General features: G+C 48.0%; 10 protein-coding genes. 3 read left to right on the top strand and 7 right to left on the bottom strand.

Going from position 1 to position 13,269, the window contains the following annotated elements; all coding sequences use genetic code 11:
• Positions 1-84 precede the first annotated feature (84 nt).
• From KDK14_RS18385 to KDK14_RS18355, 7 genes are all read right to left on the bottom strand, one after another.
• Positions 85-2,373, bottom strand: a complete 2,289-nt coding sequence (locus KDK14_RS18385; RefSeq protein ID WP_257266654.1) for a TyeA family type III secretion system gatekeeper subunit — start codon at positions 2,371-2,373, stop codon at positions 85-87.
• 104 nt (positions 2,374-2,477) lie between these two features.
• Entirely contained in the window at positions 2,478-4,010 is a 1,533-nt protein-coding gene (locus KDK14_RS18380; RefSeq protein ID WP_257266653.1) for a hypothetical protein, read from the bottom strand.
• 54 nt (positions 4,011-4,064) lie between these two features.
• Positions 4,065-5,705, bottom strand: a complete 1,641-nt coding sequence (gene sctE, locus KDK14_RS18375) for a type III secretion system translocon subunit SctE (RefSeq protein WP_257266652.1) — start codon at positions 5,703-5,705, stop codon at positions 4,065-4,067.
• A gap of 17 nt (positions 5,706-5,722) precedes the next feature.
• Positions 5,723-6,196, bottom strand: a complete 474-nt coding sequence (locus KDK14_RS18370) for a SycD/LcrH family type III secretion system chaperone (protein WP_257266651.1) — start codon at positions 6,194-6,196, stop codon at positions 5,723-5,725.
• Between the two features lie 18 nt (positions 6,197-6,214).
• Complete coding sequence (locus KDK14_RS18365; protein ID WP_257266650.1) at positions 6,215-7,060, bottom strand: hypothetical protein; 846 nt, start codon at positions 7,058-7,060, stop codon at positions 6,215-6,217.
• A gap of 249 nt (positions 7,061-7,309) precedes the next feature.
• On the bottom strand, positions 7,310-9,085 hold the full coding sequence (locus KDK14_RS18360; RefSeq protein ID WP_257266649.1) for a hypothetical protein: 1,776 nt from the start codon (positions 9,083-9,085) through the stop codon (positions 7,310-7,312).
• 233 nt (positions 9,086-9,318) lie between these two features.
• The gene (locus KDK14_RS18355; protein ID WP_257266647.1) at positions 9,319-9,732 is read right to left on the bottom strand and encodes a CBS domain-containing protein; all 414 of its coding nucleotides are present in this window, start codon (positions 9,730-9,732) and stop codon (positions 9,319-9,321) included.
• Between the two features lie 239 nt (positions 9,733-9,971).
• On the opposite strand from KDK14_RS18355, the gene ppa reads away from it, so the two are divergent.
• The 3 genes from ppa (at position 9,972) to aroQ (ending at position 13,175) form a co-directional block, all read left to right on the top strand.
• Positions 9,972-10,496 carry an inorganic diphosphatase gene (gene ppa / locus KDK14_RS18350; RefSeq protein ID WP_257266646.1) on the top strand — a complete coding sequence of 175 codons (525 nt, stop codon included), beginning with the start codon at positions 9,972-9,974 and terminating at the stop codon, positions 10,494-10,496.
• A 170-nt stretch (positions 10,497-10,666) separates the two neighbouring features.
• Complete coding sequence (dsbD, locus tag KDK14_RS18345) at positions 10,667-12,487, top strand: protein-disulfide reductase DsbD (protein ID WP_257266645.1); 1,821 nt, start codon at positions 10,667-10,669, stop codon at positions 12,485-12,487.
• A 235-nt stretch (positions 12,488-12,722) separates the two neighbouring features.
• A complete protein-coding gene (gene aroQ, locus KDK14_RS18340) occupies positions 12,723-13,175 on the top strand; it encodes a type II 3-dehydroquinate dehydratase (protein WP_257266644.1) in 453 nt (150 codons plus the stop codon).
• The last annotated feature ends 94 nt before the right edge of the window (positions 13,176-13,269 follow it).

Below are 13,269 nucleotides of genomic sequence, written 5' to 3'. Positions count from 1 at the left end.
CTATGCTCCCTACGTTGCGCCTTGCATAGTAACTGTCCACTTAGCCAGAAATATAAGATTCCATTTGGCCAACTACTTAGCAGTTCAATTCTTTGTGGATTCATCGGAAGAACCACCGACTTGACCGGAAGCCGCAAATGTTGCTTCAACTGTCATACCCTCAGCTCCATCCTGATTTCCAGCGGCATCCAGGGTTGCCTCGACCTGTATATCCTCTGCATCATCCTGACTGTCAGACTCATTCCAGGTTGACTCAACAGACATGGTTTTCTCCTCAGCCCTGATATTGAATGTGTGAGAGTACTCCATCCGGTCAAAGAGATCAGTACCCAGCGGACGTGTTCTCGACTCCATAACAGGGTCAAACGGATGGTTAAAGAACGACTTCAAACGAGCACTGAAGGGACCTTCTTTAAGGTGGGCAGAGACACTTTCCCTGAAGGTTTTCGTTGGCCTTTCCTTTATTTTCGAATCTATTTCAGCAATGCTTGATTTAAGGCTGGCAAGGTCATTATTTAGCTTTTCAAGATCTATATCCGGACCACGATCCTGTTCTAATACTTCCATTGCCGTTTTAACCAGATCATTCACACTTTGATCAGGGTGATTGGCCATCCACTCTTTCAGCGCCTCGGGATCTGGCGGAATCAGTGGCAGTTCTGTCCCCTCGCCAGCGGGGGTAATAGCCACTTTAAGATTCTTGGCAAAGGCTTGACCCCGTTGACTGGCGACCTGTTCCAGTGCATCAATTATATTAATACCTTTTTCGTTTGCATGCTTCAGTGCACTAAATGAGCAGTCAAAAACGTAATTGCTATCCTTACGCTGATGCAAACCCCGGGCCTTATCCAGTAATTGATCCTGTTTTTGAATGAGTTCCTGATCGGAAAGCCCATCCAGGCTGCCCTTTGCGGTGACTTCAGAAGGCCCATTGGCGCCGCCTTTGGCTGTCACCCCAGGGGAGGTGCCTGTTGCCGGATCAGTGGTGGCTTTTGTTGCTGTGGTTGAGGTTTCACTCTTTGTCGCAGGCTCAGGCTGCGTCTCCCCGGACCCGAGAGCGGGAACACCGGTAGATGCCATAAATGGGCTTTCTTGCGTATTGCCAACCAAATCCTCAAGAATGCTACCGTTGAAGGGTTGCGAACCAAGAAAACTTTTTAATGAGTCTTCGGAAACTTCGGTTTCTCCACTTTTACCAAAGTTATCATTAGCCTGGGCAGCAGCAGCATCATCTTCTTCTAAAACCAAACCCTCCTGTTGCTCTTGGATTAGAGCACGTATGTTGTCTTTAGTTTCTTGATTGACAAAAATTTCTTCTGGAATATCTTTTATCAAGGTCGCAGTACAATTAACCAGGGACGTTCTCTGTAGAACTGGGCTTTCGTTCATCCCCATTTTTTCGACTACATCATTCAAGTTATTCAATGAAATAAACGATTGATCCAGCAGCTTCAGAATCTCGCCCATATATTTCTGACCATCAAATTGCTCAATACTAACCGGTGGCCTCCTCATCTGCCCTTGTGTTTCCATACAGCTATCATGAATACCCACCAGCCTTTTCAGGGTGGTCATATCATTAATCACTGAGCGCAGGTGGTTTTCATCTGCCCCGCCCTTCAGGGCATTGAGTTCGCTACTCAAAAGCCTGAGTCTTCTATCTACTGCGTTCTCAAAACCAGTGGCCCCCTGATTATTGTCCGGATCTCCATCCACTCCCCCGAGATTATTCGTCAGGTCGTTAAACGCTGTGGAGAGGGACTTATGGTCCTTGACATGACCAAATACCTCTGTACGAATTTCATCCGGGGTTTTATCGGGATGGTACTTCTCAGCCAGTTCACCGGCAGCGTCTGCGATCTTGTCGCCAATATTAATATATTGGGGATGCGCTTTTTCAAGGGTTGCAATGGCTTTAAAAATTTCAGCGTCAGGATCGGCTTTAAGATCAACAGCGAGTTCATAAAGGGCAAGATACTGGTGGTAAGGGTCCTGGAATTCATCTTTGGCCCCTTCAAGATAGTCTTCTTGTGTATAGTCCTGATTTGTTTGTTCAGTGAAGCGTCTTTTGAAATCCTGTGTTTCAGGAACTGCTTCAACGTTCTTGATTTTTTTAATTAATTCAAGCTGCCGCTCACTTGGCGATTTATCCTTGCTGGTTTTGATATCTATTTTCTTGAACTTGGCTAGCGCTGCAGTCATCTCTTCTGCAACATCTGCAGCAGCTAGCGCTGGAGGTTTGGCGTTGGAAGCGTTTACCCCCTGCCCGGTTGACAATTTCCCCGCTTGTCCAGCGGCACCCGCAGCCACCGCCCCGGATGCCTGCAACTGCTGCACGCCTGAGGCTTGTATTCCTCCAAGTGGATTGCTCATGCTTTCCCTCTTTGCAAGAAAAAGCCAACCTGCACGGTTGGCTACATCTTATAAACCACGTCCTTTGAATACCTTGTCATCAAGATCAACTACTTGACCGGTAATCAAGCCCTTGTTGTAGATTTGAGTGTTTCAAACCATGAGCGGATGATCTCATCCATCTTGCTGATCACGGTTTTCAACATATCCTGATGGAGGTTCATAAACTCACTATCAGACTGTGCAGCAGAATCATGCATTCTTTGGTTTGCCTCGTGTAATTTGCCTTGTGCCTGATGCATGGCCGCCTGGTAGTCTGTACCAGCCTTGATCGCTTCACCGCTTGCAGAGGTAATCTGGGAAAGACCGTTACCAAGCGCTACCTGCCGTTGCATACTCCCCTGATCCATACCACCGGCTTTAACAGACATACCGACCTGAACACCACCGGAAACGATCTTGGTACCAGCACTCACCCAGCCACCAATGGCGGTCATCAGGGCGGCACTCTTCATTTCTTCTGCCTGATTGAGAATCTCAGCTTTTGCCGCCTGCTGCTCAATGGAACGAGACTCCCTCGCGGCACCACGCTGGTTTGCACTCATTTTGAACAGAAGCTCCATCACGGCAAAGATATCCACCATCTGCTCGAGCATTTTCATATCCGCAAAGGATTCGCCAGCAGAAAGCAGGTTCATTCCCTTACTGCCGTTCAATAAAAATTGTGACAGTCCCTGAGGAGCATTACGCATCAGGGCAGACTGGTTCTTTAATGAAGTTGGGTTACTGGCTTGCAGAATGACGTCTATTTCCTGCTGATTGAAGCCCATTTTGGCCAGCAGCTGCTTTTGCTCTGCACTGCCGAGCTGACCGTGCTTGCCTGCCATTAATGCCGCCAGTCCCTTGGCCTGATCCGGCCCAAACCCCAGCGCCTGCAGAACCGCTTTAGCATCAGAGCCTGCGGAGCGCATCATACCCAGACGGCTGCCGTCAGTATCCGGCGGTGCAAGAGAGATCATCGTTTTGATCTGGCTGTCAGAAAAGCCCAGAGACCGCAGGATGGCCGTTTTCTGGTCCAGGCCTTTTGCCCCACCATGCTGGTCGGCCAGAAATGTCTGGATATCTTTAGAGGTTGACAGCTTTTCCAGGTTATCCAGCTGAGTCTTCTGAAAGCCGCCCATACCGGCCAGCACCTGCCGCTTTCCTTCAGAAGTTTCCACACCTTTGCCGGAGAGCATCTGCATGTGTGAAGCTGCGTCATCCAGAAGCGCCGCCTGGGATTTCAGCTTTGCGGTTTCTCCTTTGGTCAATGTGCCATTCTGGATATTAGTGAGCAGCTGTTTGGTTGACTTAAGGACCTCATCGGTTGACTTGGACAAGGTAGCCAGGGCTTTACTGGCATTGGTCATTTGATTCGGTGACAGGTCATCGGGTGAGGCCAGTGACGGCTTTGCCTGTTGCCCTGCCTTATTGAATTCATTCAAAATCTCGGATTTGGCATGTTTGGTTGAGGCAAGACGCACGCTCTCTTGCTGAAAGTCAATATCGCCTTTCTTGATTGCCGCTTTCTTAGCGTCAGATTGCGCTGGTTTTTCAAGGAGCATCTGCATATTGGCACTGTGTGCCGCCCGGTCTGCACTAGAAATTCCCTCGGCCATGAGTTACCTCCGTATATCATTGTTAAGGGTAAAGCAACCTTTATTCATCATTCATTAACCCTTTAGAGAGCTATTGAGTTTGGTCATTGTATCGCGGTTATCTTTCATCATGCTGGTCATGATCTGCCACACCTGTTGCATATCCTCAATCACTTTTTGGATATCCTCACACAAGTTATTGATCATATGCTGATTTGCCAGCATCCAGGCATACAGCTCTTTTGCCTCGGCTCTCAACATATCGGCCTCATAACTCAATGTGGTGCTATGAGCACTGGCCGAACCGTCAGCGATCATGGCTGCCCCACCGGCAGTTCTGGCAACCTTGGTAAAACGAGCGGACATCGCAGCCATCTTGGCTGTCTTGGCTGTTGTACTTACCGCAGTCGATGCCGAGGCTGTGACTGTCGCGGTAGCTGATGCACCACCAGCCGCCGCAGTGCTAGCCTGGGCAGTCGCACTTGCCGCTGTAGCCGCAGTACTGGCAGACGACCCGACAGCCGCGCCGCCAAGACTCATTACCAAAATAAGGGACGACCAGAAAATCATCGCACCAAGCATGGCCTTATCTTCTTCGACACCAAAGCCCATCAAAACCTCAGCGACCCCTTTGTTCATCCAGTCACCGGTTTCCGAAGAAACGGTCATCATCACAGTCAATGCCAGACACGCGGCCATCAGCCCCATGGCTAATGGTGAACCAACTCCCGTAGCAAACATAACGACCATAACAACGGCCATGATAGCGAGGGCTATATAACCGAATATTTTTGCGATCGCTCCCGACTCTTTGGCTTCTTCCGCTTTTGCAATAGAATCGGCGATCTTTGCCAACCGCTTTTCAGAAAGCTGCTGTCGCGCCTGCTCATTTATTTTGATATTTTCCTGGTTGAATACCAGGCGGCTATCCTGCAACTTGGTCTGAATCTGCATCAGCCATTGAGTTGCAGTATCCACATCAAGAGCTTGTGTTGAATCCAGGAATGCTGCATTGAAGGCCTTCAGTTCAGCCTGCAATTCCTTATGGAGGTCCGCGGGCCCCCCTTTCAGGTTGGCAACCTTATTGAAAGTATCGGCAAAAAGGTCACTTAGCTGCTCAAGGGAGTTATCACCGGCAAGCTTGCCTTCCACCTGGGCAGAGAATGAATGCATGGCTTTCAGGGAATTATCCGGATCGCTCGGGTCAGCCAGTTTCAGCATTCCATCAACCAGCTCTTTACTGTACCCCATGGACAGCAGATGGTCCTTGTTGTTCTGCATAGAGTAGATATGACCCGCCAACGGATGCGGCCGCCCGCCTGGCCCTTTGGCGAAGGATTTAAGATCACCGGTGAGCAGATCCATATAGTCCGGTTCACCTTGTTCCACAGCGGCCTCAGAAGCCAGGCCAAGCTTTACCGCTTCAGGGTTTGTTTTACCCAGCTTCTGGATTTCGGAAAAAACAGAGATCTCCTTGAGGACTTTTTCAGAAGGAGATTCCGAACCTTTTGCAGGAACATCCAGATTATGTGACGGCTTAATGGGAGGAGCCAGGTTATCTTGTGCCTCTTTGGTTGATACCGTGTTCTCCTCCGAGTAACCACGACTGACTTCTTTTTTCTGCTCAACCTGATCGAGCTGTTTCTTGAGCGTTGGGTCTATACCCTGTTGTGGTATCTGACCCGCCGAATAAGATCCTTGTTGGATACCATCCATTGTGCCTACTCCCTGGTCTATTTAAGATTTTCCAGCATATTTTTGGCACGGGCGAGATCCTTGGCATACTCCGGGCTATCGTTGGCCCAATCAATGGAGGTCTCATAGGAAATCCGGGCATTTTCCCTGTCGCCTTTCGCCATATGGCAATCGCCGATATACATCATTGGTCTGGGATCATCAGAATCCAGGAGGGTGGCAAATGAGAAGATCTCAATGGCGCTGTCATACTGTTTCAGCATTTGCTGACAGGCACCCAATCCAAGAAAGTACTTGCGATTGAAATGGTCGTAAAAACACAGGAATTGAAAAACTTTTGTTGCTTCTTCGTACTTCCCACCCTGATAAAGATTATAGGCAACTGAGTATATTGCTTCCATGGCATCATCACTCATGTTTTTCAAATCTTTGAAGGTCCCCCCCTCGCCGAAGAAATTCAGGAGCTTATCTTCAAGTTCTGCACCTTCATAATTGAGATCTTCATTATTCACGTGTGACTCCTCCATGAGTTAACGCATATTTTGAATAATAGTACTTATGGACTGGAAGTACTTGTTAATAAAATTAGAGAGCATTTCAAACGTCTGGTTGTATTTATTGATGGTCTGCTGAAGCTTGGTGGTTTCCAATTGTGATTGACTGGTCAATGCTTCAATTTTGGTTTTCATATGCTCAATATTGGCCTCCCACTCGGCAGAATTATGATTATCATCATTACCGCTTCGGTCAGTGGCAGCACCCATCTTTTTCCAGAAATCAATCATATCCTTTGACATTGTAGAATAGCCTGACGTTCCAGCCGCTGCCTTTTTTTCCTTGGCTTTGGCCAAATACATATTGGCTTCTTCGAGCACATCGTTTTTATGATTGATGGATGCTATCTGATCTTCCAGTTGTGTCTGGAGAATATCCGCCCGGGCCGTCAGTACGCCCATAATCAAGGCATCCAGGCTGGGTTTGGTGAAATCCACGGGTTCACCCATCAGGTACGCATTAATTTGTGACGCTCCCGGACCTACATAATTATCGCCATTCCAGTTCGCCGGATTACTGACCTCCTGAACCAGGGCAACAGGTGCCTGTAAATAGACCAGCTGCTGTGACGCTTTATCAAGCTGCCCCGTGTATCTAAGCGAATTCAGCGTCTGTTTATTAACTGAATAAAAGTGCGTTGGAGTCAGGGAATTACCCTGATCATCCGGGTCAGCCATTGATAACAGGGCTTCAATCTGAGCATCGCTATAGCCGGCAGCCCGGAGTGAATTAATCCTGCCATCATTCAAGTTAATAGTTCTATTTGTGTTTTCTCCAGATTCACTGCTGGATGAATCCACGCCGCCAATGGAGGTACTCATTAGTGACTCCCTGTCATTTTGAATGTCCGTTAGGTCGCTTCTTTAACTCTAGGTTATAAAACAACGTTCTTGCCAATTACATATTGGTCAATTTCTGTTTATAAAGAATAAATTTAAAAAAATATCTTCCGGAGGTTCTTTTTCAGAATTCAAAAGTTTATTTGCAACACGATAAAACCGCCTTGCCCAACTCAACACCAACCAGGCTTTTATCATTCCTGAAGATAAGATTATCGAGATTTGGACAGGTCAGCCGTCAAGGTCGGACTGATCAAACCAATCCCCCATTCTTTTGCCTTTTCTTCTATAGTCCTTTGCCGTCCGAATAAATTTCATCAGCAGATCAAAAAACTCCTTCCCCTGCAAATCATTTTCAGAATAATCCTGAAACCGTTTACGCATATCACCTACGGTCATTGCTGGTGTATTTGGATCAGGACAAAAATCGGGGTCAGGAAATTGCTGATAAAATTTATGCGTCAATTCCTCAATAAATTCTTCATTGGGCTCTATTAATTCCATCAGCTGATACGTTTGCATTTCAACCTCAGCCATTCTGGCACTCTGAATTGTATCAGAACCTTTGGCATCTCTTTGATCTGCAATATGGCGAAACTGGTTACAAAGGCCCACCACAGCAGCCGCCACCTCTTTTGAGGTCGATTCATCAACCTCTCTGCCCGGTTCCCGGGAATGCCTATACAAATGTTCTCGAACTCTAATCTTATTTGCGAATGGGGTGAAGTTTTCATTGATCAGTCCCAGGAATTTCTCAACATTTTTAGCAAGATCACTGTTATCCGCCTCCTCCACCGTTTGCGTTGTCAAAGTGGCGGCCTTGCCTTCTTTTACGGGCGGCTTACGTTTGCTATTGCTGGCAAACGGTTGTGGTGATTCTCTCGTCACAAGCCTTTCATTCCTGTCATCAGCCTCTGGGTGTCGGCTTGAGTCAGATTCAGTTTTAGCCGTTGATTTCTGTGAATCGGTCGGTGTGTTGTTTTCTGCCGGATTCTGCGGATTCGGGTTCTGACCATTATTCGGGTTCTGACCACTATTGGTCTGTGATGGGTTCTGCAGGTGACCAAAGTAAGAATTATGCGTTGTCACCCCTAAAGCAAAGCCCAGTAAAGCCAGTGCACAAATTGCGAAAAAAATCGATGCATAAAATTGTCCTGTCAAAAAAGTGACGAGAAAAATGGCGCTGCAAATCAAAAATCCAGTCCATAACGGATTATTTTTCGCCACATTCAACACTTTTTTAATTGCACCCAATACCCGCTGAAATAGCTTTTTGCTGGTTTTATCGCCACTTTCGATTGAGCTTTCGATAGAGCTTTCGATAGAGACTGAACCATCACGTTTAACCGCTGGATCACTGTCATCATTGCCTCCTTCGATCGAAAGGCTTTGAATGCTCTTTTTATCATCCGTTCTTGACGTTTTAACAGGGACTGGGAACTGCCCACTCGGAGGCCTGATCTCTGTGTTTTCGCTACTACTTCTTTGGGAAGCAGTACCCACTTCAGATTGCCGACGAAACTTGTCTTCCTTCTTGGGCATCCGTCCACCCGCCTCAAACGACTGTGTATCCTCCTCGAAACCATTACCAAAATCAGTGGTTCCCGATAACTGTGGATCCTCTTCGCGATAACCATCACCAAAATCAGTGGTTACCGATAAAACGTCATCATTGTCTTCGAAACTCGAATCAGGAGTCGATTGGGAAAATCGTGACTCACCATTGAACCGAGGGTTACCAGCAGGTGGACTGCCATCTAAATCAGATTTTATTAACGGCGGTTGATGTATAACAGGTTTAACGTTGCCAAATCCCGAGGGGGCAGGCCGATAGGAATTAGAATCGGTTTCACCATGAACCGTGGGACCGCCTTTGCCCAGCTTTTGGGCAGTAACTTTACGACGACCATTAGGAGTAGTCCCCACATTTTCTGATTCAGACTCTGAAGACGAACCAGAAATTGATGATGACGTATTGCCCGCAGCAGAGGGAGATGAGCGATCCATGAGAATTCCTTTTCAAAAATCTCCAATATATAAAGAAAAAGTCTAGCTGATGGATGAAAAGAAAAATTGATAAAAAAGGACATCAAAAAATTAATTTAATTAAAAAATACAAAATAAAATAGCCACCCTGAAAGAATGGCTTCATTCGATGCTTGATTATTGCGTGCAATACCCCCCATTTGCGGGAGGAAACGTTCACCCGCTGATATTGATAAGGCAGCCTGTCAAGACAGTTACGCAAAATCCACCGGACGCTCATAAAACTCAAGAACTGCAGACATCAGATCCTTGGGACTGAGTATCCCCACCAGGTTTCCATCGGCAACAACCGGAACTCGGTAAGCCTTATCGGTCATAAACCGCTGATACACAGTAATAATATTTTCCTTTGGGTCGGCGGTGACCACCTGACGGGTCATATAATCACGCACTAACCCCGCATCCTGGGAAAAATAGCTGCCATTCAACGTCCCTTCCAGGCAGTCTGATTCTGAAAGAATCCCGATCAGCGCCCCTTCAGTATCAACTACCGGTGCTGCCGTAATGTTGTGTTGCAGCAGAATGCGGATGGCTTCTGCAACTTGAATATTCGGAGAAACGGTAACAACTCTGGGTGTCATGCAATCTTCAACAGTAATCGATCTCACAATCACCTCCTCAGGCTTATGAAACCCGCTCACGCCAGCGACTGATATAGTTTTATTTTAGTTCTCTATCAAGCAGCTAACTGAGTATAAGCAGCCGACAATCGCCAATGTCATCTGGCCAGACCGGCATGAACCTGGCGGGTTTTTGGGGGTTCCCCCATACCAGTGGAAAAGAATGTAACAAACTCTATATAATATGCCGCTATTTCAAACGGACCACACACAGAGATTGACTGTCAATGAGCTACTCATCTGTTCCTGCTGGTAAAAGTCTGCCAGAAGACATCTATGTCATCATCGAAATCCCCGCCAATGCATCGCCAATCAAGTACGAAGTTGACAAGGATATGGATGCCATCCTGGTTGACCGCTTCATGGCAACCCCAATGTTCTACCCGGCCAACTACGGTTACATCAACCAGACCCTGGCTGACGATGGCGACCCTCTGGACGTGCTGGTGGTGACACCCTGCCCGGTTATCCCGGGCTCAGTCATTCGCTGTCGTACCGTCGGTATGTTGAACATGTCTGACGAAAGTGGCCGTGATGAGAAGCTTATTGCTGTTCCCCACGACAAACTCTCAACGCTCTATAAAGACGTGAAAGAGTACACTGACCTGCCAGCGCTGCTGCTCCAGCAGATTGAACACTTCTTTGAAAATTATAAAGATCTTGAGCCGGGCAAGTGGGTCAAGATTGATGGCTGGGAAGGTTCCGCAGCGGCCCTGGAAGTCATCAAGAAGTCTGCCGCCAACTATAAGTAGTTAAAAGTAGCTAACCACTCAAAGGCTGATTTTTTTGTAGCTCAGGTTTCAACCTGAGAGTTTCTACTCATTTCTGCTGTTTTCTTTTTCCGTGTAAACCCTCTCGAACTTGCATCTTTGGTATATCACTGCACAATAAATAGTATTCGCCATTATAAACAGCAGCTTATATGCCAAAATGCCATCTCCGCCTGATCGGCCCCCTGTTTCTGGGTCTATTAATCTCATGGTCTGCCCAGGGCAGCCTGAGCCAGTTATTCGCGGCGCAATCCAATGAAAACCCGGGTTTTCTTTCAGTCGAAGAAGCCTTTCAATTCACCGGCCGCATTGAGCAGGGTACGGCGATCATTGATGTTGCCGTAACACCGGGGCACTACCTTTATAAACACCGTTTTACCTTCACGCCGGTAACCGATATCTCAACACAGGATGCAGCTGACTATCCTGCCGGTGAAGTGATTTTTGACCCTTATTACCACAAAGAGCTGGAAATATTCAGCGAAGACTTTGTGATTACGCTGCCTGCCAGTCATTCAGACAGCCTGCCTGAACTGGAAATCGGCTTTCAGGGCTGCGCCAGGGCCGGACTGTGTTATCCACCCCGTAAAGTTGTCATTCCAATGGTTACCCGGGCAGAAGATAGCCATTTACCCAGTGTTACCCACACGGTGGCAGCGGACTCAGGGAATACCTTTGTGCAACAACTGGAACAGAACAGTCTGCCGATTGCACTACTTCTGTTTGTTCTGGCGGGTATTGGTCTCAGCCTGACACCCTGCGTCCTGCCCATGTTCCCGATTCTTTCCAGCTTGATTTTGGGAGCAAATGAGCAGGGTAAAGCCCGGACCCTTGCCCTGACGATGACCTATATACTCACCATGTCAGCCACCTTTGCCATTGCCGGTACGTTAATGGGGCTGTTTGGTGCCAGCCTGAACCTTCAGGCAAAGCTCCAGTCCCCATGGTTGCTGATTCCCATGGCCATACTCTTTGTGCTCCTGGCCCTGAGTATGTTTGGCCTGTACGAGTTGCAACTCCCTGTCAAAATCCGGGACAGGCTCAGTGGTAATCAACAACGTTCAGGCAGTTTGTCCGGTGCGGCAATGATGGGGATGCTGTCAGCACTGGTGGTTTCTCCCTGTGTCTCGGCACCCCTGGCCGGAGCCCTCATCTACATCAGCTCAACCGGTAACGCCCTGTTTGGTGGATTGACGTTGTTCGCCCTGGGGCTGGGGATGGGCATTCCCTTATTTATCCTGGCCATAGGTGGCAAACATTGGCTGCCAAGGTCTGGAGCCTGGATGAATGGTATTCGTTCATTCTTTGGCGTATTACTCCTGGGCGTCGCCATATGGATGCTGGAACGAGTGATCGATCCATCAGTCACGCTATTTTTGTGGGGTGCCCTGCTCATTGGCAGTGCCGTATTCCTGGGCACTGACAACGAAGCACATCAGAAGCTCCGACAAACCATCGGCTTACTCTGTCTGATCTATGGAACCTGCCTGATTATTGGCGCCGCCATGGGTAACAGTGACCCATTGCAACCGTTATTGGGTAAAAGCAGCACTTCAGTTGAAAACACAACTGGACTGACAGAAAGTCCTGGCTTTAAAACGGTAACGACAGTGAATGAGCTGAATAACTTGCTGGCAGCCGCAGCCGTGAAAAAACTGCCAGCCCTGGTGGATCTCTATGCTGACTGGTGCATATCCTGCAAAATCATGGAACGGACCGTTTTCCCTGACCCACTAATATCTGACCAGATGAACAAAATATTCCTGATCAAGCTGGATATCACCCACAACACACCAGAACATCAACGCTTTCTCAACCAATACCAACTGTTTGGACCACCTGCCATGCTGTTTTTCGATGCCAATGGGAATGAGATTTCCGTACTAAAATCCCAGGGTGAAATCACCGCCTTGCAGCTGCATCAAAAGCTGACAAACCTGCTGACAGCCTCCAAAACCGCTACAGATGCCTGAACTTGTCCAAAACAGCCATGAAATGCTTCTTAACTGTCGTTAACCTCCTGTAACACGCACAAACTGGACGCATTCTTGACAATGGGGCAAAATGCCCGATCAATAACGGTGGCAATGTGCGGTGGCAATGCGCTTAAGAGATTAACTGTGTAGTCAGGTTGGTCAAAACAGGCTAACCACTTAAGCCCTCCCATTGGTCAGAGGCGCAACGAGCAGTGCTCTCAAGAGGATAAACATGGCTGACATTCTTGTGCTCAATGGTCCAAACCTGAATTTGCTTGGCACTCGAGAGCCCGGTGTTTACGGTGCAACCACGCTTGAACAGATTTGCCAGAACCTTGCCCAACTGGCTACCGGTGCAGGCCTTCAGCTGGACAGTTTTCAAAGCAATGCAGAACACCGCCTGATAGATCGTATTCATCGGGCTGGCAAGGATGGCGTACGCTATATCATCATTAATCCGGCCGCTTTCACTCACACCAGTGTGGCGCTGCGGGATGCACTGCTCGGGGTTGCCATTCCCTTTATTGAAGTACATCTTTCGAACGTTTATTGCAGGGAGCCTTTCCGTCATCACTCCTATTTCAGTGATGTTGCTGAAGGGGTCATTGCCGGACTTGGGCCCAAAGGCTACGAAATGGCACTGTCTGCCGCTGTTGACAGGCTTGTCGCACTGGCCGGGCCATAGCAACACGAACTATTTCTTCAGAACGCAACGCAAACTAAACAGGAGGCTGTCCGAGAATAGCGCCCGTAGCGAGGATGGTAGAAAATTGAGGATA

The sequence above is a fragment of the Endozoicomonas sp. ONNA2 genome, assembly GCF_024606365.1.
In the GTDB taxonomy this organism is placed as follows: domain Bacteria; phylum Pseudomonadota; class Gammaproteobacteria; order Pseudomonadales; family Endozoicomonadaceae; genus Endozoicomonas.
This window is presented reverse-complemented; position numbering and strand designations above follow the sequence as displayed.